This is a genomic window from Curtobacterium sp. USHLN213 (assembly GCF_037144815.1).
Lineage (GTDB): Bacteria > Actinomycetota > Actinomycetes > Actinomycetales > Microbacteriaceae > Curtobacterium.
The window spans coordinates 35,775-62,256 of the sequence record NZ_JBBCYQ010000006.1 but is presented as its reverse complement, the minus strand read 5'-3'; the positions used below and the strand labels follow the sequence as shown (position 1 = coordinate 62,256).

At 72.4% G+C, this 26,482-nt stretch carries 27 protein-coding genes; 13 read left to right on the top strand and 14 right to left on the bottom strand.

Features of this window, described 5'->3' with window-relative positions; translation table 11 throughout:
* Window positions 1-37: 37 nt before the first annotated feature.
* From WFH25_RS09775 to WFH25_RS09755, 5 genes are read right to left on the bottom strand one after another with little or no spacing between them, the layout of a single operon-like run.
* Complete coding sequence (locus WFH25_RS09775; RefSeq protein ID WP_336697534.1) at window positions 38-1,651, bottom strand: N-acyl-D-amino-acid deacylase family protein; 1,614 nt, start codon at window positions 1,649-1,651, stop codon at window positions 38-40.
* Window positions 1,648-2,310 carry a bifunctional 4-hydroxy-2-oxoglutarate aldolase/2-dehydro-3-deoxy-phosphogluconate aldolase gene (locus WFH25_RS09770; protein WP_336697533.1) on the bottom strand — a complete coding sequence of 221 codons (663 nt, stop codon included), beginning with the start codon at window positions 2,308-2,310 and terminating at the stop codon, window positions 1,648-1,650. The genes WFH25_RS09775 and WFH25_RS09770 overlap by 4 nt, the downstream gene beginning before the upstream one ends.
* Window positions 2,311-2,327: 17 nt before the next feature.
* Window positions 2,328-3,305: a sugar kinase gene (locus tag WFH25_RS09765; RefSeq protein ID WP_336697532.1), complete on the bottom strand. Its 978-nt coding sequence runs from the start codon at window positions 3,303-3,305 to the stop codon at window positions 2,328-2,330.
* Window positions 3,302-4,144 carry an IclR family transcriptional regulator gene (locus WFH25_RS09760; protein ID WP_071294560.1) on the bottom strand — a complete coding sequence of 281 codons (843 nt, stop codon included), beginning with the start codon at window positions 4,142-4,144 and terminating at the stop codon, window positions 3,302-3,304. The genes WFH25_RS09765 and WFH25_RS09760 overlap by 4 nt, the downstream gene beginning before the upstream one ends.
* Complete coding sequence (locus WFH25_RS09755; protein WP_336697531.1) at window positions 4,144-5,367, bottom strand: alanine racemase; 1,224 nt, start codon at window positions 5,365-5,367, stop codon at window positions 4,144-4,146. The genes WFH25_RS09760 and WFH25_RS09755 overlap by 1 nt, the downstream gene beginning before the upstream one ends.
* 156 nt (window positions 5,368-5,523) lie before the next feature.
* Here WFH25_RS09755 and WFH25_RS09750 point away from each other — a divergent pair, with 156 nt between their 5' ends.
* Together WFH25_RS09750 and WFH25_RS09745 are read left to right on the top strand one after the other, a co-directional pair.
* A complete protein-coding gene (locus WFH25_RS09750) occupies window positions 5,524-6,927 on the top strand; it encodes an MFS transporter (RefSeq protein ID WP_071294558.1) in 1,404 nt (467 codons plus the stop codon).
* Between the two features lie 134 nt (window positions 6,928-7,061).
* Window positions 7,062-7,838 carry an endonuclease/exonuclease/phosphatase family protein gene (locus tag WFH25_RS09745; protein ID WP_336697530.1) on the top strand — a complete coding sequence of 259 codons (777 nt, stop codon included), beginning with the start codon at window positions 7,062-7,064 and terminating at the stop codon, window positions 7,836-7,838.
* A gap of 373 nt (window positions 7,839-8,211) precedes the next feature.
* On the opposite strand, the gene WFH25_RS09740 is transcribed toward WFH25_RS09745, so the two are convergent.
* Genes WFH25_RS09740 through WFH25_RS09730 form a run of 3 tightly spaced genes read right to left on the bottom strand, consistent with a single transcriptional unit; the run spans window position 8,212 to window position 10,870 of the window.
* The gene (locus WFH25_RS09740) at window positions 8,212-8,883 is read right to left on the bottom strand and encodes a methionine ABC transporter permease (protein WP_217642545.1); all 672 of its coding nucleotides are present in this window, start codon (window positions 8,881-8,883) and stop codon (window positions 8,212-8,214) included.
* On the bottom strand, window positions 8,880-9,920 hold the full coding sequence (locus WFH25_RS09735) for a methionine ABC transporter ATP-binding protein (RefSeq protein WP_071302673.1): 1,041 nt from the start codon (window positions 9,918-9,920) through the stop codon (window positions 8,880-8,882). The genes WFH25_RS09740 and WFH25_RS09735 overlap by 4 nt, the downstream gene beginning before the upstream one ends.
* Entirely contained in the window at window positions 9,920-10,870 is a 951-nt protein-coding gene (locus WFH25_RS09730; protein ID WP_071294556.1) for a MetQ/NlpA family ABC transporter substrate-binding protein, read from the bottom strand. The genes WFH25_RS09735 and WFH25_RS09730 overlap by 1 nt, the downstream gene beginning before the upstream one ends.
* 143 nt (window positions 10,871-11,013) lie before the next feature.
* Here WFH25_RS09730 and WFH25_RS09725 point away from each other — a divergent pair, with 143 nt between their 5' ends.
* A complete protein-coding gene (locus tag WFH25_RS09725) occupies window positions 11,014-11,502 on the top strand; it encodes a 2'-5' RNA ligase family protein (protein WP_336697529.1) in 489 nt (162 codons plus the stop codon).
* 50 nt (window positions 11,503-11,552) lie between these two features.
* On the opposite strand, the gene WFH25_RS09720 is transcribed toward WFH25_RS09725, so the two are convergent.
* The 3 genes from WFH25_RS09720 to WFH25_RS09710 all read right to left on the bottom strand — a co-directional run bounded on the left by WFH25_RS09720 (window position 11,553) and on the right by WFH25_RS09710 (window position 14,714).
* On the bottom strand, window positions 11,553-12,800 hold the full coding sequence (locus WFH25_RS09720; RefSeq protein ID WP_336697528.1) for a D-arabinono-1,4-lactone oxidase: 1,248 nt from the start codon (window positions 12,798-12,800) through the stop codon (window positions 11,553-11,555).
* A 43-nt stretch (window positions 12,801-12,843) separates the two neighbouring features.
* Window positions 12,844-14,322, bottom strand: a complete 1,479-nt coding sequence (locus WFH25_RS09715) for an MDR family MFS transporter (RefSeq protein ID WP_336697527.1) — start codon at window positions 14,320-14,322, stop codon at window positions 12,844-12,846.
* Between the two features lie 128 nt (window positions 14,323-14,450).
* Entirely contained in the window at window positions 14,451-14,714 is a 264-nt protein-coding gene (locus WFH25_RS09710; protein ID WP_083403155.1) for an acylphosphatase, read from the bottom strand.
* Window positions 14,715-14,836: 122 nt separating this feature from the next.
* On the opposite strand from WFH25_RS09710, the gene WFH25_RS09705 reads away from it, so the two are divergent.
* From WFH25_RS09705 to WFH25_RS09675, 7 genes are all read left to right on the top strand, one after another.
* On the top strand, window positions 14,837-15,535 hold the full coding sequence (locus tag WFH25_RS09705; RefSeq protein WP_070418308.1) for an NUDIX hydrolase: 699 nt from the start codon (window positions 14,837-14,839) through the stop codon (window positions 15,533-15,535).
* Window positions 15,536-15,551: 16 nt separating this feature from the next.
* Entirely contained in the window at window positions 15,552-16,823 is a 1,272-nt protein-coding gene (nadA, locus tag WFH25_RS09700) for a quinolinate synthase NadA (RefSeq protein WP_071294552.1), read from the top strand.
* 2 nt (window positions 16,824-16,825) lie between these two features.
* Entirely contained in the window at window positions 16,826-18,445 is a 1,620-nt protein-coding gene (gene nadB / locus WFH25_RS09695; protein ID WP_071294551.1) for an L-aspartate oxidase, read from the top strand.
* Complete coding sequence (gene nadC / locus WFH25_RS09690) at window positions 18,442-19,326, top strand: carboxylating nicotinate-nucleotide diphosphorylase (protein ID WP_309780079.1); 885 nt, start codon at window positions 18,442-18,444, stop codon at window positions 19,324-19,326. Before nadB ends, nadC begins: the two co-directional genes overlap by 4 nt.
* Window position 19,327: 1 nt before the next feature.
* Window positions 19,328-20,467: a cysteine desulfurase family protein gene (locus tag WFH25_RS09685; RefSeq protein WP_336697526.1), complete on the top strand. Its 1,140-nt coding sequence runs from the start codon at window positions 19,328-19,330 to the stop codon at window positions 20,465-20,467.
* A gap of 90 nt (window positions 20,468-20,557) precedes the next feature.
* On the top strand, window positions 20,558-20,824 hold the full coding sequence (locus WFH25_RS09680; protein ID WP_070418313.1) for a hypothetical protein: 267 nt from the start codon (window positions 20,558-20,560) through the stop codon (window positions 20,822-20,824).
* A 263-nt stretch (window positions 20,825-21,087) separates the two neighbouring features.
* The gene (locus WFH25_RS09675; protein WP_336697525.1) at window positions 21,088-21,378 is read left to right on the top strand and encodes a hypothetical protein; all 291 of its coding nucleotides are present in this window, start codon (window positions 21,088-21,090) and stop codon (window positions 21,376-21,378) included.
* 21 nt (window positions 21,379-21,399) lie between these two features.
* Here the strand turns inward: WFH25_RS09675 and WFH25_RS09670 are convergent, their stop codons facing one another.
* The gene (locus tag WFH25_RS09670; RefSeq protein WP_336697524.1) at window positions 21,400-21,861 is read right to left on the bottom strand and encodes an MSMEG_6728 family protein; all 462 of its coding nucleotides are present in this window, start codon (window positions 21,859-21,861) and stop codon (window positions 21,400-21,402) included.
* Window positions 21,862-21,949: 88 nt separating this feature from the next.
* Here WFH25_RS09670 and WFH25_RS09665 point away from each other — a divergent pair, with 88 nt between their 5' ends.
* Window positions 21,950-22,546, top strand: a complete 597-nt coding sequence (locus tag WFH25_RS09665) for an NAD(P)H-dependent oxidoreductase (RefSeq protein WP_309886340.1) — start codon at window positions 21,950-21,952, stop codon at window positions 22,544-22,546.
* A 35-nt stretch (window positions 22,547-22,581) separates the two neighbouring features.
* On the opposite strand, the gene WFH25_RS09660 is transcribed toward WFH25_RS09665, so the two are convergent.
* Window positions 22,582-23,634: a Gfo/Idh/MocA family oxidoreductase gene (locus tag WFH25_RS09660; protein ID WP_336697523.1), complete on the bottom strand. Its 1,053-nt coding sequence runs from the start codon at window positions 23,632-23,634 to the stop codon at window positions 22,582-22,584.
* A gap of 95 nt (window positions 23,635-23,729) precedes the next feature.
* Entirely contained in the window at window positions 23,730-24,173 is a 444-nt protein-coding gene (gene aroQ / locus WFH25_RS09655) for a type II 3-dehydroquinate dehydratase (protein ID WP_336697522.1), read from the bottom strand.
* Window positions 24,174-24,312: 139 nt separating this feature from the next.
* Here aroQ and WFH25_RS09650 point away from each other — a divergent pair, with 139 nt between their 5' ends.
* Together WFH25_RS09650 and WFH25_RS09645 are read left to right on the top strand one after the other, a co-directional pair.
* Window positions 24,313-25,983: a sodium:solute symporter family protein gene (locus WFH25_RS09650; protein WP_071294544.1), complete on the top strand. Its 1,671-nt coding sequence runs from the start codon at window positions 24,313-24,315 to the stop codon at window positions 25,981-25,983.
* A 30-nt stretch (window positions 25,984-26,013) separates the two neighbouring features.
* A complete protein-coding gene (locus WFH25_RS09645) occupies window positions 26,014-26,343 on the top strand; it encodes a hypothetical protein (RefSeq protein WP_071294543.1) in 330 nt (109 codons plus the stop codon).
* The last annotated feature ends 139 nt before the right edge of the window (window positions 26,344-26,482 follow it).

Genomic DNA, 26,482 nt, shown 5'->3' with positions numbered 1-26,482 from the left:
TCGGCGTGATCGCTCGGCGTGCTCGCTGAGCGAAGCCTCATCGACCTCCGGTGCGCGCACCGCCTGGACGGCTCCACGTCGTCCGGCGGATGCCGGCACCGGGGGTCGCGTGCGTCAGGGCGCCGTCGGTGAGCACCGGCACGCCCTTGACCAGGACGTCGTCGACGCCCTCGGCCGGCAGCATCGGCTCGGCGTACGTCGATCGGGCTCGGACGCGCTCGGGGTCGACGACGACGAGGTCGGCGATCCACCCGGGCGCGACGGCGCCGCGGTGCCCGAGTCCGAAGCGCTCGGCGGGCAGGGTCGACAGGTGCTGCTGGACCTCCCACCACGTGAGCAGCCCGGGCCGTGCGTAGTCCCCGAGGTACCGCGCGAAGGTGCCGTACGCACGTGGGTGCGGGTGCGTCCCGACGAAGATGCCGTCGGACCCGCCGGTGTGGCCGCCGGACCGGAACAGCTCCGCCAGCTGCTCGGGCGTCCGCGGGTGCGGCACCTGCATCACGACCGTGACCTGCAGGTCCGAGTCGACCAGGACGTCGAGCGCGAGGTCGACCGCGTCCGTCCCGGTGGCCGTGGCGGCCTCGGCGAGGGTGCGGCCCTGCAGCGCGTGGAACTCGGGCGCGGGGACGTGCGACAGCGTGATCTGCTCGGCCCAGCCCGGTCCGAGGTCGGCGCGCCCGAGGACCCGGTCGAGCACCGCGGCGCGGACGGCAGCGCGCCCGCCGTCCACTGCGAGCGCCCGGGCGAGGTCGTCGGTGCCCGGCCGGGCCAGGCCCGCGGGCAAGAGCAGCATCGACAGGATCGTGCAGCCGCGCGAGTACGGGTAGGCGTCGAACGACAGCGGGGCGCCCTGGGCCTCGGCGTGGGCGAGCTCCGCCAGCGCGAGGTCGACGGGAGCATGGAGGTGCGAGACGTGGGCGCGGCCGCCGCCGGCGCGCACGATCCGGACGACCTCCTCGATGCCGGCGCCGGCGTTCGTCTCGTAGCCGCCGCGCATGTGGGTCACGTAGGTGCCGCCGGCGGCCGCGGACTCGGCGGCGAGGGCGGCGATCTCCGCGGTGCCGGCGTGGAGTCCGGGGACGTAGTCGAGGCCGGTCGCGAGCCCCACGGCGCCGTCCGTCATGCCCTGCCGCACGAGGGCGCGCATGGCGTCGAGCTGGCCCGGGTCGGCCGGGGCCGGGTCGTCGCCCGTGACCTCGTGCCGGACGGTGCCGGCCGGCACGAGGGTGGCGACGTTCAGCGCGGTCGTGCCGTCGTACGTCGCGAGGAGCCCCGCGATGCCGCCGCCGCGGTACGTCGGGTGGGGGCCGTCGATCGCCGCGAAGTACCGTGCGGCGTAGGAGCCGTCGCCCGGTGCCGGCCCGACGCCGTCCTGTCCGGTGACGATCGTCGTGACGCCCTGCCGGAGGAGGGCGAGCTGCACGGGCTCGTCGAACACGAGGGACCCGGCGTGGGAGTGCGCATCGACGAACCCGGGCATGACGAGCCGGCCGGTGCAGTCGACCACCGTGGCGTCGGCCCCGGCCCGGAGGCGCTCGCCCGGGCCGCCTCGCTCGGCGACCAGTCCGTCGCGGACGAGGACGTCCGACCGGTGGGTCGTGCCGTCGGCGTCGACGACGGAGCCGCCGGTGAGCAGGACCTCGGACGTCACCGTGCGAGCCCCGCGACGAGTCGCTCGGCGCGGGTGCGGAGGCCGTCCAGGTCGCCGGTCGTCAGGGCGTCACCGACGAGCGGCGAACCCAGGCCCACGGCGACGGCGCCGGCCGCCAGGTACTCGGACGCGTCCTCGACGCCGATGCCGCCCGTGGGGATGACGTCGACGAAGTCGAGCGGGGCGAGGACCTGCTTGAGGAACGCGGGGCCGCCGAGCTGTGCGGCCGGGAACACCTTGACCGCGCGCGCCCCGAGCTGCCATGCGCGGACGATCTCGGTCGGGGTGGCGGCGCCCGGGTACCAGCCCAGACCACGCTCGTGCGCCCGTTCCCCGATGTCCGCGTCGAGGTGCGGGCTCACCGCGAACACGGCACCCGCGGCGGCGGCCTCGTCGAGCTGTCGTGGTTCGAGGACCGTGCCGACGCCGATCGACGCGCCCGTGCCGTAGCGCTCGGCGGCCCAGGCGATGCCCTCCCGCCAGCGGGGCGTGTTGGTCGTGATCTCGATCGCCCGGACCCCGGCGTCGACCAGTGTCGCGACGACGTCCTCGACGTGGTCACCCGTCCCGCCGCGCAGGATCGCGATCGCGGGGCCGGCGGCGTGCCGGTGGCGGACGCGGGGAGCGGCGGACGGGTCGGTGCTGGTGGTGTTCGTCATGGTCTTCGTTCCTCGCCTCAGCGGTCGACGCGGTCGTGGACGGCGTGGTCGACGTCCGTGGGGGTGGTCGGGTCGTGCAGCGCGGCCGGGTCCGGGCGGCGCCAGTCGCTCTCGACCGTGCAGGCGAGCGCACCGGCGTCGGCGGCACGGTCGAGCGCCTCGGCCGTCGTGGCTCCGCCGAGGGTCGCCGCGAGCCAGCCCGCGACGAAGGCGTCACCGGCACCGACGGGGTCGACGACGCGCACCGGGGTCGCCGGGCGCCGCAGGAACGCACCGTCCACCGACGCCACCGCGCCCCGGGAGCCGAGCTTGACGACGGCACGACCCCGGCCGAGGGCGGCGAGCTCGTGCGCGAGCGTCTCGTCGTCGCCCTCGTCGTCGCCGAGTCCGAGCACGAGTCGGGCCTCGTCGTCGCCGGCGAACACGATCGACGACCGTGCGGCGACGGCCCGGTAGCGGGCGCGGGCGGTCTCGGCATCGATGAGCTTGGGCCGGTGGTTCACGTCGAAGGACACCGGGACCCCGGCGGCGTCCGCGCGGTCGAGCGCGGCCTCGACCGTGGCCCTGGCGTCCTCGGAGAGGGCGAGGGTGATGCCCGTGACGTGCAGGAGCGCGGCGCGTTCGACGGCGCTCGCCGGCAGGTCGCTCGCCCGCAGCGCCGACCCCGCCGAACCCCGGCGGTGGTAGGTCACCCGCGTGCGTCCGTCGGCCAGGCGCTCCTTCATCATGATGCCCGTCGAGCGGTCCGGGTCCGGCACCGCGACGATGTCGACGCCCGCGCTCCGGACGTCGCGCGTCACGCGGTCCCCGGCGGGGTCGGTGCCGACGCGGCCGATCCACGTCGTCGGGACACCGGCGCGCACGAGGCCGATCGCGACGTTGCTCTCGGCTCCGCCGGTGTCGACCCGCATGTGCTCGAGGTCGGGGACCGCACCCGTGTCCCCGCCGGTGAGGAGCAGCATCGTCTCCCCGAAGGTCAGGACGCGGCCGGTCACCGGGTGCCCTTCGCCAGGGCGAGCTGGGCGGAGGAGGAGCCGAGCGCGACCGAGATCTCGAGCGCGGTCCGGACGACGCCGTCGCCGAGTTCACGGACGGCCGCGGCGGGGAACCGGGAGGCGAGCCCCGAGATGCTCATCGCGCCGACGACCTGGTTCGCGTGGTCGAGCACGGGCGCGGCGACGCAGCGGATGTCGGGCTCGTTCTCGCGGTCGTCGATGCCGTAGCCGCGGCCGTGCGTCCGGTCGATCTCGGCGCGCCAGCGGTCGTCGTCCACGATGGAGTGCTCGGTCATCGCCGTGGCCGGTTCCGCGAGCACCCGGTCGAGCAGCTCCGGCTCGCCGAACGCCACCATCGCCTTGCCCGAGGCCGTGTTCCGCATCGGCAGTCGGTTGCCGATCCGCGACCCCATCCGGACCGTGCCCCGCGTCTCGACCTTGTCGACGTAGACGATGTCGGTGCCGTCCGGGACGACGAGGTGGCAGGTGAGACCCGTGCGTTCCGCGGTCCGCCGGAGGAACGGGGCTGCGGCGGCGCGGAGGTCGATGCCCTCGAGGTAGCTCTGCCCGAGCAGCAGCGCTCCGAGCCCGAGGGTGAAGCCGGCGTCCGGGGTGCGGCGCAGCAGGTCGTTCTCGAGCATCGGGGCGGTCAGCCGGAGCACGGTCGACTTCGAGGTGCCGAGCTCCGCGGCGAGCACCGTCAGCGACACCGACGGCTCGCCGTTCCGGGTGCGGTCGGCGATGCGGTCGAGCAGCCGCAGCCCGCGTCGGAGCGACAGGGCGGCGTTCCGTGCCGGAGCGTCCTCGGTGGAGGGGGCGACGGGGGTGGTGGCGCGCATCAGAACCACGTCGCGATCGTGTCGAGGACGGTCTCGTCGTCGTCGATGACGGTCACCTGGCGCCACTTGTCGAAGACGGTGCACGGGTGCGAGATGCCGAACACGACGACGTCGCCGGGCGTGAGCCCGGGTGCCCCGTCCGCCAGCGCGAGGTAGCAGTGCTGGTCGTCGAGGCGGGTGACGGTGACCGCCCCGGGGTCGGGCGCCACGGGGACGACGCCAGCCGCGCCTCCTGGGCCGACGTGCCGGACGGAACGGACGGAACGGACCACCGGCAGCCCCTCGTCGAACGAGATGTCCCGCTTGCCGACCGCGACGAGCGCGAGCCCGGGCTCGGGGCACGACGTGACGCGTCCCCAGACCTCGATCGCGGCCAGGAGCGAGCCCTCGTCGGGGTGGCGGCCGAAGGGGGTGCGCTCGGCGTAGAAGCCGTCGTCGTGGGTGAGGGACGCGCCGGACCGGAGCAGCACGTCGAGGTCGTCGGGGCGGGTGGCGACCGCGTCGACCACGCCGTCGAACCAGGCGCTGCCGCCCATGCTGAGCAGGGCGCGCGGGGCCTCGACCAGCGGGCGGACGGCTGCCGCGACGGCGAGCACCCCCTCGACGTAGGCGCGGGCGGCGCGCACGTCGGGCAGGCCGCCCTCGTACCCGGCGACGCCTCGGAGCGAGAGCCCCCGGTCGTGGGCGAGCTGTGCGAGGTCCCGTGCCTGCTGTGCGGTGCGGACGCCGGTGCGACCGCCGGGGAACCCGACCTCGACGACCACGTGCAGGTCGCCGTCGACCGCGTCCTGTGCCGCGCGGCCGGCCTCGACCCCGGCGGGGGAGTCGATCCAGCAGAGGACGTCGGCGTCCGGGTCGGCGGCGCGGCGGGAGGCGAGCCAGGCGAGACCGGTGGGGTCGAGGACCTCGTTCGCGACGACGATCCGGTGGATGCCGTGCTCCCACGCGACCATCGCCTGCTGGACCGAGGCGACCGTGACGCCCCAGGCGCCGGCGGTGATCTGTCGTGCGGCGAGCGCCGGTGCCATGTGCGTCTTCATGTGCGGCGCGAAGAGCAGACCGTGCCGCTCGACGTACGCCTGCATCACCGCGGTGTTGTTCGCCAGGGCCGACTCGCGGAGGGTCATCACCGGCAGGTACGCGTGCTCGAGGACGTGCTGGCGCGCCGGTGCTGCCGGGTCGGGCGCGCCCTTCGTGGTGACCGTGCCGGGTGTGGTCGTCATCGATCCTCCTGTGCGTCTGCGGTGCCTCCACGCTCCCGGTGGCCGGGTGTCCGGGGCAACGCGCTCGTCCTCCTCATTCTGCGGTGCAGAACACCATCCCGTCAGCGCCGTCCCCGGACGTCACGGAAACCGATCGGGCATAGCATTTGTCCTGCCATGACGACGACGATGACGACACGACGACGGGGGAGCACCGCGGTGGCCGTGCTCGTCGCAGGGACCTTCTTCATGGAGCTCCTCGACGGCACCATCCTGGCCACGGCCGCTCCCGCGATGGGCCGGGACCTCGGCGTCGACTCGGCGGCCATCGGCGTGGCGATCACGGCGTACCTGGTCACCCTCGCGGTGTTCATCCCCGTGAGCGGATGGTTGACCGACCGGATCGGCTCGCGGACGGTGTTCGCCGGCGCGATCGTCCTGTTCACCGTGGCGTCGGGGCTGTGCGCCCTCTCCACCGGGCTCGTCGACCTGACGATCTGGCGCATCGTGCAGGGGCTCGGCGGCGCGCTGATGGTCCCCGTCGGGCGGCTCGTCGTCCTGCGGAGCGCCGGACGCGAGCAGCTCGTCACGGCCATCGCGATCCTGACCTGGCCGGCCCTCGCCGCGCCGATCATCGCGCCGTTCGTGGGCGGCGTGCTCGTCGACACCCTGACGTGGCACTGGATCTTCCTCATCAACATCCCGCTCGGGGTCATCGCGTTCGTCGCCGCGCTCGTCCTCGTGCCGCAGGAGCGGGCGTCCGAGCGGGTGCCGTTCGACTGGTTCGGGTCGCTGCTCGCCTGCTTCGGCCTCGGGTCGCTCGTGGTCATGGCGTCCCTGCTCGCCCTGGACCGCGTGCCCGTCCTGGCGGTCGTGCTCTCCGGCGTCGTCGGGGCGGTCGGCTGCTGGCTGGCGATCTGGCACTTCCGCCGGGCGCCGCACCCGATCATGGGGCTCGACTCGTTCCGGCTCGAGACCTTCCGGGTGTCGCACGCCGGCGGCAGCCTGTTCCGCCTGGCCGTCTCCGCCGTGCCGTTCGTCCTGCCGCTGCTGTTCCAGGACGCGTGGGGGTGGAGCGCCGTGCTCGCCGGGTCCGCCGTGCTGTGGGTCTTCGTCGGCAACCTCGGCATCAAGCCCATGACGACGCCGTTCCTCCGCTGGTTCGGGTACCGGCCGGTGATCATCGTGTCGAGCGCGGTCGCGGCGCTGAGCGTCGTCGCGATGGTGTTCATGACCGAGGACACCCCGTTCTGGCTCCTCGCCGTGCTCCTCGTCGTCAGTGGTGCGGCGCGGTCGGTGGGCTTCACGGCCTACAACACCATCGCGTTCGCCGACGTCGAGCAGGCGGACATGACCCCGGCGAACACGCTCTCGTCGACCCTGCAGCAGACCGCCGCCGGGTTCGGTGTCGCGGTCGGCGCCGTGGTCATCCGGGCCGCGTCGGGCCTCGGCGGGTCCGGTCCGTACGACGCCGCGTTCTGGGTCATCGCCGCCCTGCTCGTCGTCGCCTGCGTCGAGGGCGTCCTGATGAGCCGTACAGCCGGCGAGACCGTCCGCCCCGCCCGTCGCGTCCGGGCCTGAGCGCGCATCGTCCGTTTTCCCCGCGGTCACACGCACGAAACCGAGGCCGCGCTACAGTCTCAGCAACAGTCCGCGAACGCCGAGTACGGTTGCCGCGGCAGGGCGACCGGAAACGCCCGGAACAGGAAGGCAGCATGGCCGCGCCAGAGCAGCAGGGGACGATCACAGCCGAGACGGCCGTGGAACCGACCGGGTTGCGCGTCGTCAGCTACAACCTCCGCGAGCACACCGCGAACGGCGAGCTCGCCTCCCTGGCTGAAGCGTCCCAGGCCGACGTCATCTGCGTGCAGGAGTGCGACAGCAACGACCTCGCCCCCTCGATCGCCGGCCTCTCCCTCGCCGCGTCGACAAAGGCGAACCGGCTCGGCCTCGCGATCTACAAGCGCGACGACCGGTTCGAGGTCGAGGACTTCAGCATCCACTCCCTGCAGAAGTCGCTGCACGACCGGGTCCTCGCGCCCGCGCACGAGCGCCTGATCGCGATGCACCTGCGCGACAAGGAGGTCGACGCCGAGGTCATCGTCGCGTCCTTCCACGCCTCACCCCTCACCGCCACGAACTCGCTGCGCCGCAAGCAGATCGAGGCCGCGCACCAGTTCGTCCGCGAGCTCTCGAACGACGTCCCGGCGATCATGGTCGGCGACTTCAACTACCCCTGGTTCCAGACGAACCTGCGCCGGAAGATCGAGCAGCACGGGTTCGCGCTGTCGCTCTCCGACCAGCCGACGTACCTGCGCTACCGCAAGTTCACGGGGCACTTCGACTTCGCCACGAGCGTGGGGCTGCACATCGCCGGCGTGGAGACGCTGCCCGCGGGCATCTCCGACCACCGGCCGATCCTGGTGCGTGCGCACTACGAGCACCCGGGCGCGACGGGCACCGTCGCCACCGTGGAGTCCCCGGCCGCCTGACGCGCCCGCGGTCGTCGGCCGAGCGGGCAGAACGCGCCGCGTGCCGCGCGCGTGGTCGTCCGCCGAGCGGGCGGAACGCGCCGCGTGCCGCGCGCGTGGTCGTCGGCCGAGCGGGCGGAACGCGCCGCGTGCGTCCCGCCGAGTGGGCGGAACGCGCCGTGTCAGCGCGGTGAGGGTGACGAAAAGTGCCCGCTCGGGGAGCTCCCCGCGCCCAGCAGGCGACGCACAGGAGGCGGGGGGGGGGGGGGGGGGGGCGGGCCCCCCCCCCCCCCCCCGGGGCCGCCGCGCGCCCCCGGCGGCCGGCGCCCCCCGCCCCCCCCCCCCCCCCCCCGCCTCCAGGCGGTCGCCTTCCGGGCGCGCGGGCGCCCGCGCGTCAGCGACGCAGGGTCGCCCGCGCCAGCCGGTTGCCGATGAACTGGCCGAGCTGCACGATGATGACGATCGCCGCCACCGACACGTACACGATCCACCAGTCGTACCGCTGCGACCCGTACGTGATCGCGTACTCGCCGAGCCCACCGCCACCGATCAACGCCCCCTGCGCCGTCATGTCGACGATGCCGATGTAGATGAACGTGTAGCCGAGGATGAGCGGTCCGAGGCCCTCGGGGATGAGGACCGTGAGCAGGATCGACAGCGGGTGCGCTCCCGACGCTCGTGCCGCCTCGACGACGCCGGGGTCCACCGACAGCAGGTTCTGCTCGACGATCCGGGACACCGCGAACGACGCCGCGAGCGAGATCGCGAAGGTCACCGCGGGGACGCCGATCGTGGTCTGCACGACCACGCGGGAGAGCGGGGCGATCGCCGCCAGGAAGATCACGAACGGGATCGGCCGGACGAGGTTCACGACCACGTTGATGATCGTGTACGCGGCCCGGTTCCCGAGCAGGTTGCCCGGGCGGGTGGCGTACAGCGCGAGGCCGAGCGCCAGGCCGATGATGCCGGCGATGACGAGCGACACCAGGGACATCACGATCGTGTCGCGGATGGACGCGACGAAGACGTCGAACGTGTCGATCACGCTCTGGAACGAGTTGTTCACGCTGCGCCCTCCTCGTCGGTGGTGATGCGCGCGGCACGGAGGGCCGCGACGGCCGCGTCGATCTCGGACGGACCGGCCGCGGTCAGCTCGTAGGTGAGCGACCCGATCCGGCGCTCGCGTATCTCGCCGACCCCGCCGTAGACGAGCTCGGCGGTCACCCCGGCGGAGCGGAAGACCTGGTCGATGCGGTTCTGCAGCCCGGCCTCGTCGGTGATCTGGACCGTGACGAGGCGACCGGGGTGCCGTTCGCGCAGCCGCGCGACGGTCTCCGCCGAGGGCCGGTCGTGCAGGGCGGTCCGGACGAAGCGCTGGGCGGCGCCGGTCTGCGGGTTCGCGAACACGTCGTAGACGTCCCCGACCTCGACGACGCGCCCCTGCTCCATGACGGCGACGCGGTCGGCGATCTGTCGGACGGCGTCCATCTCGTGCGTGATGACGATGATCGTGACGCCGAGCTCCTTGTTCACCCGGCGGAGGAGCCCGAGGACCTCGGACGTGGTCTCGGGGTCGAGCGCGCTGGTCGCCTCGTCGGCGAGGAGCAGGTCGGGCGACGCCGCGAGCGCCCGGGCGATCCCGACGCGCTGCTTCTGCCCGCCGGAGAGCTGTTCGGGGTAGGCGTACGCGCGGTCGAGCAGCCCGACGAAGTCGAGCAGCTCGGCGACCCGGCGGTCCCGTTCCTCCTTCGGCACGCCCGCGACCTTGAGCGGGTACGCGACGTTGCCGGCGATGGTGCGGGACCGGAAGAGGTTGAACTGCTGGAAGATCATCCCGATGTTGCGCCGTGCCGTCCGGCGGTCCCGCTCGGGCAGCGCCGTGAGCTCGTTGCCGGCGACCGTCACCGACCCGGACGAGGGCAGCTCGAGTGCGTTGACGAGCCGGACGAGCGTGGACTTGCCGGCACCGGAGTACCCGATGACGCCGAGGACCTCTCCCTGGTGCACGTCCAGGGAGACGTCCTCGACGGCCACCACGGTCTCGCCGGTGTCGGCGCGGCGGTAGTGCTTCGAGACGCCGCGGAGTTCGACGAGGACCGGCACTACTGCTTGGCCGCCTTCGCGTCCTGCTCGACCTTCGCGAGTTCCTCTTGCAAGGAGGAGGCGCTCTCGTCGCGGCTGACCGCCTCGGGCAGGTCCTTCTTGAAGACCTTCTGCACGGACTCGTCCTGGAAGAGCTTCGCGAGGTCGAGGTAGGTCGTGTTGTCCTTGTCGGCGTTGCGCACGGCGAAGACGTTGACGTACGGTGCCGCGCTCGCGCTCGAGGGGTCGTCCTGGTAGATCGCGTCGGAGATCGGCAGGCCGGCGGCGGTGGCGTAGTTGTTGTTCACCACGGCGGCCGCGACCGAGCCCTGCTGCAGGGCGTTCGCCGTCTGCGAGGCGTTCAGCGGCTGGACGTCGACCTTCGACGACTCGATGTCGGTGGTCGTCGAGAAGGCCGACCCGCCGTCCTTGAGCGTGACGAGCTTCGCCGCCTGCAGGATGAGCAGCGCGCGGGCCTGGTTGATCGAGTCGTCCGGGATCGCGACCTTGGCGCCCTCGGGCAGGTCGGCGACGTCGTCGTACTTCGTCGCGTAGAGCGGCAGCGGGTAGACGGCCGTCGAGCCGATCGGCTGCAGGTCGTCGTTCGAGGTGACGTTGTAGTCGGCCAGGTACTGGATGTGCTGGAACTGGTTGAGGTCCAGCTGCTTGTCCTTGAGCGCCGGGTTCGGCAGCGAGTAGTCCGAGAAGTTCGTCAGCTTGACCGTCACGTTGAGCTTCGACTTCGCGAGCTTCGTGTAGGTGCTCCAGTACGAGAGCGACTTGTCCGCGACGCCGATCGTGACGGTCTTCGGCGAACCACCGGCGGCAGCGCCGTCGTCGGACCCGCCGGAGCGGACGGCGCCGACGATGAGGGCGACGACGATCGCGACGACGACCACCGCGGCGGCGATGATCCAGCCGATCGGGCGCTTGCCCTTCGGCTTCTCGGGCAGAGCGGGTGCAGCGGACATGTCGGAGCTCCTCGTGGGCAGTGCTGTGGGGGTCCGCGGTGGTCCGCGGCGTGCAGTCGAGTGTGACGGGCCGCCCGGCACGGTGCGAGTTCCGTTCCGCCGTGTTACATCGCTGTCACACGGTTCATTGGTTCACTCGGTACGTGCGCAGTCTCGAACTCGTCCTCGACCCGTCGTCGGACGCCGCCGTGCGCGCCGCGTGGGACGCGCTGGTCCGTGCGGACCTGCCGAGCCTCGGACGGTCGGACACCAACAGCCCCCACGTCACGCTGGTCGCCGGCGACGACCTCCGGATCCCGAGCGGGTTCGACGTGCCGGTGCCGTCGCGGCTCCGGCTCGGTGGCGTCCTGCTGTTCCCCGCGGGACCCGGGCGCTCGGTGCTCGCCCGGGCGGTGGTCGTCGACCCAGCGCTCGCCGCGTTCCACGAGGCGGTGCACCGGGCGTCCCCGGGAGGGATCGACACCACGTCGCCGGGGGCGTGGTCGCCGCACCTGACGTTCGCGCGACGGGTCCGGGACGAGGACCTCGGTGCGGCTGTCGCGGCGCTCCGCGCGACCCCGCTCCCCGAGCTCATGGTCGAGGGCGTGCGGTTCTGGGACGGAGAGTCCAGGACCGTCACGTCGATCGGGTGACGCGGGCACGGCTCACGTCCGCGTCGTGACGATGGCCCAGGAGGCGCGGCTCACGTCCCCAGGACCCGCTCGCCGAACGACGACGCGAACGTCCGCTCCGGGTCGGCCGCCGCGACGAGGTCGCGGAAGTCGGCCAGCCGCGGGTACAGCCCGGCGATGGCGGCCGCGTCGAGGGAGCTCATCTTGCCCCAGTGCGGTCGTCCGTCGAACGGTGCGAGGAGCGCCTCGAGGTCCGGCAGCAACGCGGCCACCTCGGCCGGGTGCTTCTGCCACGTGAACGCGATGCAGAGCACGTCCTCGCCCTGCGTCGGGCTCAACCAGAACGGGTCCGCCGCCATCGTGCGGAGCTCGCAGACGTGCAGGTGCGGCTGGATGCGGGCGGCCATGGTCCGGACGGCGTCGAGCGCCGCACCCGCGTGCCGGAGCGGGACGAAGTGCTCGCTCTGCACCTCGGAGCCGTGGCTCGGCACGGAGTCGATCGGGAAGTGCGGCAGCCGGTCCCACCACGGCCCGACCGAGCCGTCCCGGGCGGTGTGGTGTCCGTCGCCGGGCGAGCCGGGCAGCCGGGGCGCGCCGAACAGCTCGTCCGGGACGGCCACGTCGTCGTCGACGTCCGGCACGCGCGACTTCAGCAGGACCTCGCTCACCGTGTCGCCGAACACCGTGTACGAGCAGACGGACGTCGCGGCGGCGTGGACCTCGGCGACGTGGGCGGTGAAGGTGTCCCACGGGATCGGTCCGTAGGTGTCCTGGCGCATCCGGTAGCTCGGCTGGACGTCGAGCGTGACCCGGGTGAGGACACCGAGCAGGCCGAGGTGGAGCACGGCGCCGTCGAACGCCGGGTCGTCGCGGCCGATCGTCCGTGCGGACCCGTCGGGCCCGAGCGCCTCGAACGACCGGACCGCGGTGCTCAGCGACCCGAGTGCGGTGCCGGAACCGTGTGTCCCGGTCGCGATCGCGCCGGCGATCGAGATGTGGGGGAGCGACCCCGTGTTGTGCAGCGCGAACCCGGCGCGGTCGATCTCGGGCGCGACGACGCCGTAGCGGGTGCCGGCGCCCATCGTGACCGTCCGTCGCTCGGCGTCGACTGCGAGGTCGGTCGGGATCCCGGTGAGGTCGAGCAGCACGCCGGGGGCGTCCGGGGCGTCGTTGAACGAGTGCCGGGTGCCGAGGCCGTGCACCCGGGGCGACCGGGCGACGATCTCGGCGGCCTCGTCGATCGACGTCGGGCGGAGGACCCGTTCGGCCGTGTAGGTGACCGTGCCGGACCAGTTCAGCTCGCTCGTCGTCGACCGCATGACGCCCACGATGCCACGCGCACCCCGGCGCGTGCGGTTCCGGTCAGTGCATCGACGGGGCGGGGGCACCGTCCGGGGTCGCCGGGCGACGCACGAGGGAGCACATCACGATCCCGAACAGCGAGATCACCGCGCCGACGAGGAACGCCGTCCGCACGCCGGAGGCCGTGGCCTCGGCGAGGCCCGCGGCGCCGCTGCCGGCCGCCGCACCCGAGGCACCGATGGTGAGGAGCGTGACGAACAGCGCCGTGCCGGCGGCTCCGGCCAGCTGCTGCGCCGTGCCGAGGACCGCGCTGCCGTGCGAGTAGAGCTTCGGGGGCAGCCCGCCGAGCGCCGCGGTGAACAGCGGCGTGAAGGTGAGGGCGAGCCCGATGCTCAGGACGACGTGGGCGCCGAGGACGAACCACACGCTGGTGTCGACGCCGACGGTCGAGAGCGCCCAGAGGACGGCACTGACGATGATCGAGCCCGGGATGAGCAGGACCCGCGGACCACGGCGGTCGTAGACGCGACCGACGATCGGGGACAGCAGCCCCATGATGAGGCCGCCGGGCAGCAGGAGCAGGCCGACGTTCAGGACGTCGAGCCCGAGGACCCGCTCGAGGTAGATCGGCAGCAGGATCAGCGTGCCGAACATCGCCATGAAGCTCAGGCCCATCGCGACGATCGGGACGGTGAAGCCCTTCGTCTGGAAGGTGCGGAGGTCGAGCAGGGCGCGGTCCCCACGCTGCAGCCGGGTCTGCCGGAACACGAACAGGGCGAGGGTGACGGCGCCGACGACGAGGGAGACGATCGGCACGAGCGGCCCGGTGGTGCCGGCCTCGCCGATGCTCGAGAGACCGTAGACGATGCCGCCGAACGCGAAGGCGGACAGGACGACGGAGAGCACGTCGAGCGGGGCCTTGCGGGGCGTCGACACGTTGCGGACCTTGACCATGCCGAGGATCAGCGCGGCGATGGCGATGGGCAGCACGAAGCCGAAGAGCCAGCGCCACGAGAAGGCGTTGAGGATGAGCCCGGAGATGGTCGGGCCGATCGCCGGGGCGACGGAGATGACGATCGAGATGTTGCCCATCACGCGGCCGCGGTGCGCCGGTTCGATGAGCGTGAGGACCGTCGTCATGAGCAGCGGCATCATGATCGCGGTCCCGCTGGCCTGCACGATGCGCCCGAGCAGCAGCATCGAGAACCCGGGCGCGAGCAGCGCGATCAGGGTGCCGGCCGAGAACAGACTCATCGCCCAGACGAACACCGGCCGGGTGTTGAAGCGCTGCAGCAGGAACCCGGTGATCGGGATGACGACCGCCATGGTGAGCAGGAAGCCCGTGGTGAGCCACTGCCCGGTCGCGGCGCTGATGTCGAGGTCGTCCATGAGCCGCGGGAGCGCGACACCCATGATCGTCTCGTTGAGGATCACGACGAACGCCGAGACGAGCAGCAGCCCGATCACGAGTCGGGTCTCGCCGGCGGAGGGCTGCGCGACGCTCCCGGTGCGGGGTGCGGAATCGACGGCCTGGGTCATGCGGGGCTCCTGGTGGATCACGACTGGTGGAACGAGGGGGCGCCATGGGCGCAGACAGGGCAACCGCCTGAGTGGATTCGATTATTCCGCTTCGGTCCGACATCCGTCGACGTCGGGCGGCGACCGGGTCAGTGCAGGATCGCGAAGCCGTCGACGTCGCCGTGCGGCACCACCGCGCGGCAGGTCACGTCGGTGACCTCGGCGGACGGCGGGCCGGTCCGGATGAACGTCATCAGGGCGTCGACCGCGGGGGCCGGACCCTCGGCCTCGACCTCCACCGTGCCGTCGAACAGGTTCCGGGCGTACCCGGCGAGTTCGAGCCCGTCGGCCTTCCGTGCGGTCCAGTACCGGAAACCGACCCCCTGGACCGTCCCCGACACGACGGCGTGCATCCTCGTCACCGTAGTCATGCGGCTCAATGTAGGCGCGCGGTCCGACCAGGAGTTTTCGACGCTGTTTCCGTCTCGTGAAACCCGGTGATAGTGTCATCCCAACCCGAACACTTCGAGTCATCATGACACTTACTCCCGAGCTCCCCATCCGCGTCGCGGTCTCCACCGTGATCGTGGCGCTGCGCCCGCACCCGGACACCGGGGCGCCGGCGCTGTGGATGCCGCTCGTGCGTCGGGTGGCCGAGCCGTACGAGGGCGCGTGGGCGCTCCCGGGCGGTTGGGTGCGGCCGGACGAGGGGCTCGAGGACTCCGCCGCGGCCCGTCTCCGCGAGACCACGAACGTGCAGCCGCGCTACCTCGAGCAGCTCTACGCCTTCGGTGACGTCGACCGCTCGCCGAGCCGCGTCGTGTCGATCGTGTACTGGGCCCTCGTCCACCCGGACGAGGCGAGTTCGGTCCCGGACGACTGGAACGTGCGGTGGTTCCTCGCCGACGAACACCCGCCGCTCGCCTTCGACCACGACCGGATCGTCGCGTACGCGCTCTGGCGGCTCCGCAACAAGATGTCGTACTCCCGGATCGCCCAGGCGTTCCTGGGGGACCGGTTCACCCTCGCCGAACTCCGCGGGGTGTACGAGGCGGTGCTCGGGCGTGCGCTCGACCCCGCGAACTTCCGTCGCCAGGTCGAGAAGACCGACGCGATCCTGCCGACGGACGAGACCACGAGCGGGGACCGGCACCGGCCGGCCCGGCTGTACCGCTCGAACCCCGACCTGGCCTACGCGGACAACGGTCCGCTGCAGCAGGGCAAGAAGCCGTAGAACCGAAGGAACACCCGTGTCCATCGCCACCACCATCGAACTGATCTCCAACGGTCAGGCCGCCGGCAGCACCTGCACGCCCGACCTGGCGATGCCGACGTGGGACTTCGACTCCCGGCCCGGCTACGGCCCCGGCTCGTCGATGTCGGACGTCATCCCGACCTCGGCGCCCCGGCAGGGCGTCATCCCGGACGAGTACCGGAACGCCCCGGACGACGAGCTGCACGAACGCATCGAGCGGGCGAAGGCCACCCTCGGCGACCGTGTCGTGGTCCTCGGGCACTTCTACCAGCGCGACGAGGTCGTGCGGCACGCGGACTTCCTCGGCGACTCGTTCCAGCTCGCGAACGCCGCGCTGACGAAGCCCGACGCCGAGGCCATCGTGTTCTGCGGCGTGCACTTCATGGCCGAGACCGCGGACATCCTCGCCCGCGACGACCAGCGCGTGATCCTGCCGAACCTCGCCGCGGGCTGCTCGATGGCCGACATGGCCGACATCGACAGCGTCGAGGCGGCGTGGGCCGAGCTCGAGCAGGTCTACGGCACCGAGCCCGACGCCGACGGCCGCGTGCCGGTCATCCCCGTCACGTACATGAACTCCGCCGCCGACCTCAAGGCGTTCTGCGGGCGGCACGGCGGCATCGTGTGCACGTCGTCGAACGCCGCGACCGTCCTCGAGTGGGCGTTCGAGCGCGGGCAGCGCGTGCTCTTCTTCCCCGACCAGCACCTCGGCCGGAACACCGCCAAGGCGATGGGCATCAGCACCGACCTCATGCCGATGTGGAACCCGCGGAAGCCCCTCGGCGGCAACGACGAGCAGACCCTGCAGGACGCCAGGGTCGTCCTCTGGCACGGCTTCTGCTCGGTGCACCGCCGCTTCACCGTCGACCAGATCGACCAGGCCCGTCGCGAGCACCCCGGCGTGCAGGTCATCGTGCACCCCGAGTGCCCGATGGCCGTCGTCGACGCCGCCGACCACGCCGGCAGCACCGACCTCATCCGGAAGACCGTCGCAGCCGCCACCGAACCGACCACGTTCGCGATCGGCACCGAGATCAACATGGTGAACCGGCTCGCCGCCGAGTACCCGCAGCACACGATCTTCTGCCTCGACCCGGTGGTGTGCCCCTGCTCGACGATGTACCGGATCCACCCCGGCTACCTCGCCTGGGTCCTCGAGGCGCTCGTGCGCGGCGAGGTCCTCAACGAGATCGTCGTGCCGGCCGACGTCCAGGCCGACGCCAAGGTCGCACTCGAGCGCATGCTCGCCGCCCGACCCACGGTCTGACCGTGCACGTCGTCATCGTCGGCTCCGGCATCGCCGGACTCACCGCAGCGATCCGCGCGAGTGCCCGTCACGACGTCACCCTGGTGACGAAGGGCGCGCTCGCCGACGGCGCGACGGCGTACGCGCAGGGAGGCGTCGCCGTCGCGCTCGGCGCCGACGACTCCGCGTCGCTCCACCAGGCGGACACCCACGTGGCGGCAGCGGGCAGCGCCGACGCCCGCGCCGTCGAGGTGCTCTGCACCGACGGCCCTGCGCGGGTGCGGGATCTGCTGTCGCTCGGCGTCCCCTTCGACCGCACCACCGACCCGACGAGCCTCGACCGGTACGGCGACGACCTGGCCCGCGGGCGCGAGGCAGCGCACGGCCGGTGGCGCGTCGTGCACGCGGACGGCGACGCGACCGGGGCCGCCATCGAGCGCACCCTCATCGCCGCCCTGCACCGCCGGCACGTCACCATCCTCGAACGGACCTGCCTCGTCGACCTCGTGGTCCGGGACGGCTCGGTCGTCGGGGTCGACGTCCTCGACCTCCTCGGCGAGCCCCGGCGGATCGACGCGGACGCCGTCGTGCTCGCGTCCGGTGGCGCCGGACACCTGTTCCGCGAGACCACCAACCCGCTCGTCGCGACGGGCGACGGGCAGGCAGCCGCCTGGCGTGCCGGTGCCGTGCTGGCCGACCTCGAGTTCGTGCAGTTCCACCCGACCCGCCTCGCGGTCCCCGGCGGCGGGCTCGTCTCCGAGGCGGTCCGCGGCGAGGGAGCGGTGCTCCGTGACGCACGAGGGCACCGCTTCATGGTGGACGTCCACCCCGACGCCGAGCTCGCCCCCCGCGACGTCGTCGCCCGGGGCATCGCGGCCGCCGTCCGGGAGCAGGACGGAGGGCCCGTGCTCCTCGACGCGACCGGCCTCGACCCCGCCTTCCTCGTCCGGCGCTTCCCCGGGCTCACCCGTGCGACCCGGTCCGCCGGCTTCGACTGGACCCGCGAGGGCGTCCCCGTCTCCCCGGCCGCGCACTACTCGATGGGCGGGGTCGCCACCGACGCCGAGGGACGGACGAGCCTGCCCGGCCTCCTCGCGATCGGCGAGGTCGCCTGCACGGGCGTCCACGGCGCCAACCGGCTCGCGTCGAACTCGCTGCTCGAAGGACTCGTCTTCGCGGTCCGCGCAGCGGACGCGCTCGACGTGCCGCGACCCGGCAGACTCCGCCTGCGCGGCGACGCGGGTCTCCCCGTCACCAGCGTGCCGAGTGCGACCGACGTGATCCGCGCCTCCCGTCCCCTGCTGCCAGGAGGCGCGGCTCGACCCACCGACGCCGCCGACGTCCGCCAGGCGGTCCAGTCCGTCATGACGGACCGGGTCGGGCTCCTCCGCGACGCGAGCGGTCTCGCGAGCGCACGACGCGACCTGGCAGCCCTCGTCGCGCCCGAGCCGACCGGCGTCCGTGACCTCGAGGACCGGGCACTGCTCGACCTCGCCCGGGTCACGGTGCTCGCCGCCGAGGCCCGGACCGAGTCCCGTGGGGCCCACGCCCGCACCGACCACCCCGACACCGATCCAGCAGCCCCCGCGTCGACCGCGTGGGTCGCCCAGCACACCGCCGTCCCGCAGGAGGTACCCGCATGACCGTCGACCCCGGAACGATCCCCCCGCACGCCCTCCGACGCGTCATCGACACCGCGCTCGAGGAGGACGCCCCCTGGGGCGACGTCACGAGCGAGACGCTCATCCCCGCAGACGCCACGGCGACCGCGACCCTGGCGGCGCGCGAGCCCGGCGTCCTCAGCGGGGGCGACGTGTTCGTCGCCGTGATGCACGCGGTCGACCCGACGATCGACGCGGTCCTGCACGTGCCGGACGGCAGCCGGTTCACCGCGGGCGACGTCCTCGCAACAGTGAGCGGTCCCGCCCGGTCGGTCCTCCGTGCCGAGCGGGTCGCACTGAACCTCGCCCAGCGGATGTCCGGCATCGCCACGGCGACCGCGACCTACGTGGCGGCCGTCGCCGGCACCCGTGCCCGGATCGTCGACACCCGCAAGACCACGCCCGGCCTGCGGGCCCTGGAGCGGTACGCCGTGCGGTGCGGCGGCGGGCACAACCACCGGACCTCGCTGTCCGACGCCGTGCTCGCGAAGGACAACCACCTCGCCGTGCTCCTCGCCGGCGGGATCGGCATCGGGGACGCGATCGCCGCGGCCCGCGAGCGGCTCGGGCACACCGTCCACCTCGAGGTCGAGGTGGACCGCATCGACCAGATCGAGCCCGTCGTGGCGGCCGGCGTCGACACGATCATGCTCGACAACTTCACCACCGACCAGCTCGAGGCCGGCATCCAGGTCGTCGCCGGGCGAGCCCTCGTCGAGGCCTCCGGCGGGGTGTCCCTCGACACCGTCGCCGCGATCGCCGCCACCGGGGTCGACGTGATCTCCGTCGGGGCGCTCACCCACTCGGCGCGGGCACTCGACCTCGGGCTCGACGTCGACGTGGCCGTCGGCACCGGCGTCTGACGTGTTCTACCTGGACCGCGCGGCCACGACGCCCGTGCGCCGCGAGGTGCTCGAGGCGATGTGGCCGTACCTCACCGGGACGTTCGGCAACCCGTCCTCCACGCACGGAGTCGGCGACGCCGCAGCCCGGGGCCTCGCCGACGCCCGCGCCACCGTCGCCGCGGTCCTCGGGTGCCGCCCGGCCGAGATCGTGTTCACCACCGGCGGGACCGAGGGTGCGAACACCGCGGTGAAGGGCATCGCCCTGGCGTCCCCCCGCGGTCGCCACGTCGTCACCAGCGCGATCGAGCACGAGGCGGTGCTCGAGAGCTGCCGGTACCTCGAACGGTTCCACGGGTTCGACGTCACGGTCCTGCCGGTCGACCGCGACGGGGTCGTCGACCCGCACGTCCTCGCGGCAGCGCTCCGCCCCCACACCACCCTCGTCTCGATCGCGCACGCCGACAACGAGATCGGCACGGTGCAGGACGTGCCGGCGCTCGCCGCGGTCGCCCACGCCGTCGGGGCCCGGTTCCACACCGACGCCGTCCAGTCGGCGCCGTGGCTCCCGGTCGGACTCGACGTGCTCGGCGTCGACGCGGTGTCGGTGTCCGGGCACAAGCTCGGCGCACCGAAGGGCACCGGCGTGCTCGCCGTCCGGTCCGGCGTGGCGCTCGAACCGCTGCTGCACGGTGGGGGACAGGAGCGGGGGAGACGCTCCGGCACCGAGGACGTCGCGGGTGCCGTCGGCGTCGCCACGGCCTTCGCGCTCGTCGCCGCGGACCGGGACGACGCGGCCCGGACCGCGACCGCCACCCGGGACGCCGTGCTCGACGGGGTGCTCCGGTCGGTGCCCGGGGCGTTCGTCACCGGGTCGCGGACGTCGCGGCTGCCCGGCCACGCGTCGTTCTGCTTCCCCGGGGTGAACGGCGAGACGGTCCTGCTCGAGCTCGAGGAGCGCGACGTCGTGTCGTCGTCCGGGAGCGCCTGCGCCGCCGACAGCACCGAGGCCTCGCACGTGCTCACGGCGCTCGGCCTGTCCGACGAGGTCGCCCGGACGGCGCTGCGCCTGACGTTCGACGCCGGCCTGACCGCGGCGGACGTCCCGGTGGTCGTCGATGCCGTCGCCGCAGCCGTCGCGACCGTCCGCACCCTCGCCTGACGCCCGGCAAGGGTGTACTAGACGTTCTACTCCATGAGTGGGGTCGTGTCCCCCCTTTTGCGGACCGGCGAAGTGCGCCAGAGTGTTCACATGGCAAACGCGATGACGACTCGGGTCCGGCAGGAGGACCACTTCCGGGCGGTCCAGCTCCTCCCCGCACCCGCGACCGTCCTCGCGCTCGTCCTGGCCGCGCAGCACGACCTCGGCACCGCCCCGCTCGGGCTCATCGCCGTCGTCGGAGCACTGGCGACCATCGGGAGTGCCCTGCTCCCCATGGTCCGACCCGCCGCGGCCCGACGGTCGATGCCCGCACCGACCGAGACGGACCGGTACCGAGAGGACACCGAACACCCTTGAGGACCAGCACCGTCGAGTCCGACCCCTGCGGACTCGCCGGTGCGACGAGCCGGACCAGGTTCCCTGACCTGCGTCCGGCGCGGGGCACGACACCCCCTGATTCGTCGTGCTCCGCAGCACCTGTGACCCGTCGTGGGCGCGGGCGTCGCTTCCCCTGTGCGATGCCCGAACCCCCTGTGCCCACGGCGGGTCCCGGTGCGCTGCTCCGCGCCCACGAGCCCGGGCGCTCGCACTAGCCCGGGCGCTCGCACTAGCGTGGGACCGTGCCCTCCTACCGTGTGACCCTCGCCGTCGGAGCGCTCGCACCCGGCACCGCCCCGGACGCCGTGCTCCCCGAGGCCGCCCGGCTCGTCGCCGAGCTCGTGGTGGTCGAGGCGCGGGACGTCCGGCTGCTGGGCGGTGTCCCGTGCGCAGTGGTCCGGTTCGAGTCGCCGTCGGACGACGTGGCCGATGCCGTCGCCGAGCACGCGGCCACCGGGCTGCGAGCCACGGCCGAGGTGCGGTCCGTCGTCGTCACCCGCCGTGACGGCGGTCGATGGACCCCGATCGCCTGAGGCGACGAGGAGGACGCGTCGTCAGCGCGGCACCGGCGCGACCGTCCCCGGCCAGACGTAGTCGAGGTCGTCCGGCACGTCGGGGAACAGCGGCCGGTAGTGCTCCGGCGCCTTCTGCACGAGCTTCGACCGGTGCGAGCGGTGCACGGCGGGGTCCGCGTTCCACGGCGGCACCGGGTAGTCGGCCCGCTCGTACGCGTCGAGGTCCTCGGGGACGAGCGCGAGGTCGGCGAGCGTCTTCTCCAGACAGGTGTCGGCGTACCCGCGGTCGGTCCACGCGCGGCACGTGGCCTGCTGGTACGCCATCAGCGCCGGTCGGTACCCACGCCACATCGCCACGACGGGGTGGTGCTGCCAGCCGTAGTCCGGCAGCGTCAGTGCCCGCATCACCTGCAGCGTCTCGACCCGTTGCTTGCCGAGCCGCCGGTCGTCGAGCACCTCGGCCGAGGCGCGGAAGTCCGGGTACGGCAAGAACGTCTGCATGGCGCGGACGGTACGCGGTGGCGCCGGAACCCGACACATGCCGTCACACGCCGACCGACGGGAGTCCCGGCGTGTGAGCATCGAGCACATGAGCGGAGAACTCGTCGTCGGCGTCAGTGGCAGCCCCTCGGACCCCTCGCGGACGTCCACCCTGGTGGCTGCGACGGTGGCGCGCCTCGGGCAGGAGATCGACGACGCCCGCACCGAGACCGTCGAGATCGGGCCGCTGCTCGCCGACCTCGGCGCGGCACCGTCCCGCGAGGCGATGTCGGACCGCACGCGACGCGCGCTCGAGACGGTCGAGGCGGCGGACGTCCTCGTCGTCGGCAGCCCGGCGTTCCGCGCCGCGTACTCCGGTGCGTTCAAGCTCTTCTTCGACTGGATCGGGCAGTACGACCTCGTCGACACCCCGGTGCTGCTCACCGCGACCGGCGGGAGCGATCGGCACGCCCTGCTCGTCGAGCACCAGATGCGGCCGCTGTTCGGCTTCTTCCAGTCGACGACGCTGCCGATCGGCGTGTTCGGCAACGAGCGGGACTTCGCCAAGCGCGAGGGCGGCTACGACATCGCGAACGTCGACCTCGAGCTCCGCATCGACCAGGCCGTGCAGCGGGCGCTCCCGATCATCCGCGGGGGCTTCGCCACCGCCGCCACCACCGAGGTCCGGCGCCCCGCCGACTTCTGACCCGGAGCCCGCCGTGCGGCGGCGCAGCGCACGCGTCAGGGCGCGGGGACCGCGATCGTCTCGCCCGATGCCGCCGAGCGACGCGCTGCGTCGAGGACGTCCACCACGTGCACGGCGTCATCCGTGGGCACCGGCACCGGCCCGAGCCCCCGGACCGCACGCGCGAACCGCTCGTAGTAGTCCGTGTACGAGCTCTGCGACGACGGGACCTCGACCGACCCCGCCGCCGTCGTGAGCGTCCCGCCGGCCGGCTCGACGCCCCACCCGGCACGGTCGTCGGCCGGTGTGTGCCCCGCGACCGCGGCCTGCGCCTGCACGTCGGTGCTCGAGGCCTCGTACGTCCCGTCGACCCCGTCCACGCGCAGGCGACGAGCGCCCAGCCAGTCCGCCTTGTTCGACGTCAGGACGGACTCCACGCCGGAGCCGTGCGTCGCCGTCAGGGTGAACCCGGCATCGATGTTGCCGTCCTGGTCGCGTCCGAGCGCGCGGGCGTCCCGGACGTCGAGCGTGCACGACACCCGCACGATCGATCCGAACAGCGACACCGCCTGGTCGACCAGGTGCGACCCGATGTCCGAGAGCACGCCGCCCCCGACGCCGGTCGCGATGCCCTCGCGTTCGACCAGGTCGAACCGCGACCAGAACCGCAGCGGCGTGCCGACCCGTCCGTCCTCGAGGACCCCGCGCAGCGTCACGAGGTCGGTGTCCCACCGGCGGTTGTGGAAGGGCGCGATGACGACCCCGGCCTGCGCGGCGGCGTCGCGGAGCTCGCGTGCGGTCGACGGATCGGGTGCGAACGGCTTGTCCGCGACCACGGCGACCCCGGCCGCGACCGCTTCGAGCACGAGGTCGCGCCGGGTCGACGGGGGAGTGGTGATCACGACGGCGTCGACCCCGGCCGCCAGCAGGTCGCCGAGCGAGTCGTGCACGGGGACGCCGGGCAGGTCGGACGCGAGCTGTTCCCGCTTGTCGGACGAGCGTGCCACGACGCCCACCAGGTCGGTCCCCTCGGCGTCCGTCAGGAACGGCCGGTGGAAGGCCCGCCCGCCGATGCCGTAGCCGACGAGCCCGATGCGCACTTTGTCCATACATAAGAACATAGCGCGCGATGCGCACGACGGAACGTTCCAGCGCTCGGACGGGAGGCGCGGTGCAGGCCCGACCCGCGCCTCCTGGAACTGACTCAGCCGAGCAGGGACGCGACGTGCGCGACCGCCAGGCGGTAGCCGTCCGCACCGGCGCCGACGATGACGGCCGTCGCTGCCGTCGCGACGTGGTCGACGTGCCGGAACGGCTCCCGCTTCCACGTGTTCGAGAGGTGCACCTCGACGACCGGTACCGACAGCGCCTCGACCGCGTCGTGCAACGCGACCGAGGTGTGCGCGTAGGCGGCGGGGTTGATCACCACGCCCACGAAGTCGTCGAGTGCCTCGTGCAGCCACTCGACGAGCTCGCCCTCGCGGTTCGTCTGCCGGAAGTCCGCCTCGAGCTCGTGCACCGCGGCCTCGGTGTGCACGATCGCCTCGATCTCGGCGAGCGTCACCGTGCCGTACTGGTCCGGGTCGCGCCGTCCGAGGATGTCGAGGTTCGGGCCGTTGAGGACGAGGATGCGCGGCTGCTCGGTCATGGCAGGAGCCTACCGAGCGCCCGCAGTCGCATTGCGGGTGCGATGCATACCTCGGCTATGTGAACGGTCACAATTCGGTGTAACGTTCCCGTCCGGGTCGGCGGAGTTGTCGATCGCAACACACTGACGTGGAGTTTGAATGGTTCTCGCTGCAGCGAACAACGGGATCCGGCTCGATCTGGGCTGGGTCGACTACCTGATGATCATCGTGTACTTCGCGGTCGTCATCGGGATCGGTTTCACCGCCCGGAAGCAGGTCCGGACGAGCATGGACTTCTTCCTGTCGGGCCGCTCGATGCCCGCGTGGATCACGGGCCTCGCGTTCGTGTCCGCGAACCTCGGCGCGACCGAGATCCTCGGCATGGCCGCCAACGGTGCCCAGATCGGCATGGCGACCCTGCACTACTACCTGGTCGGTGCCGTGCCGGCCATGGTGTTCCTCGGGCTCGTGATGATGCCCTTCTACTACGGGTCCAAGGTCCGCAGCGTGCCGGAGTTCATGCTCCGCCGCTTCGGCAAGGCCCCGCACCTGGTGAACTCGATCGCGTTCGCGGTGTCGAACGTGCTCATCGCCGGCATCAACCTCTACGCCATGGCCATCGTCATCGAGGCGATGCTCGGCTGGCCGGAGTGGCTCGCGATCATCGTGTCCGCGGGCTTCGTGCTCGTCTACATCACCCTCGGCGGGCTCTCCAGCGCGATCTACAACGAGGTCATGCAGTTCTTCGTGATCATCGCCGGCCTCATCCCGCTGACGATCGTCGGTCTGCACCGCGTCGGTGGCTGGAGCGGCCTCTCGAAGGCCATCACCGAGACGCAGGGCGTGCAGCACCTGCAGGCGTGGGCCGGCACCGGCTTCGGCGACGTCACGAACCCGATCGGTGCGAACTGGCTCGCGATCGTGCTCGGTCTCGGGTTCGTCCTCGGCTTCGGCTACTGGACGACGAACTTCACCGAGGTGCAGCGCGCGTTCTCGGCGAAGAACATGTCCGCCGCCCGCCGTACCCCGCTCATCGCCGCGATCCCGAAGCTCTTCATCCCGGCGATCGTCGTCATCCCCGGCCTCATCGCCGCGGCCGTCGTGGGCAACCAGTTCGCCTCGGGTGCCCTGGACTACAACGACGCGATCCCGAAGCTCATCCAGATGTACCTGCCGACCGGTGTGCTCGGCGTCGCGGTCACGGGTCTCCTCGCCTCGTTCATGGCCGGTATGGCGGCGAACGTGTCGTCGTTCAACACCGTCTTCACGTACGACATCTGGCAGCGCTACATCAAGCCGAACATGCCCGACGTGCACTACCTGAAGACCGGGCGCTGGGTCACCGTCGTCGGCGTGCTCGTCGGCATCGCGACCGCGTTCATCGCCGCGCAGGCGTCGAACATCATGACGTACATGCAGACGCTGTTCTCGTTCTTCAACGCGCCGCTGTTCGCCGTGTTCATCCTCGGGCTGCTCTGGAAGCGGATGACCACCGCCGGTGCGCTGTGGGGCTACATCCTCGGCATCGTGACGCCGACGATCACGTGGATCGCGTACCTCGTCAACCCGGACCTGTTCGCCACCGCGACCGCCGAGACCCTCTACGGCGCGATCATCTCGTTCGTCACCGTGCTCGTCGTCGGGTTCGTCGTGTCGATGGTCACGAAGCCGAAGGACGAGAAGGAGCTCGGCGGGCTGGTGTACGGCGTCGGCAAGATCGACCTGCACAGCGACTCCGTCGCGACCGACACTGCCTGGTACCGCTCCCCGGCGCTGCTCGGCACCGTCGCACTGATCCTGTGCGTCGTCCTGTACCTCCCGTTCCTCTAGGCCCGCGAAGACCCGCGAAGGAGATCTCCCATGAGCGACACCAACACCGCCATGACCGAGGAGCAGAAGGCCGCCCTCGTCCGCTCCACCCGCCGACTCGACCTGCGTCGCATCCTCGGTGGCCTGTTCGTCCTGTACGGCGTCATCGTGACCATCGTCGGCATCGTGCACTGGAACACCGACCCCGAGAAGACCGGTGGCATCCACATCAACCTGTGGGTCGGGCTGTCGATGCTCGTCGGCGGGCTGCTCTTCTTCCTCTGGGACCGGCTGAACCCCGTCCCGGCGGAGGACATCATCGGCCAGGCCGAGGCCGAGGAGCACCAGAAGGCGGCCGGCGAGGGCCGCGAGCTCGCGTGACCAGCTGAACTGACCGACGGACGGGAGGCGCGGTGCCGGCTGGCACCGCGCCTCCGGTCCGTCTCGGTGCCGGTTGACGGCAGATCCGCGGCGGTCGTAGTATTGATATGTCGACCGCGTGCTGCTCGGTCGGAAGTGA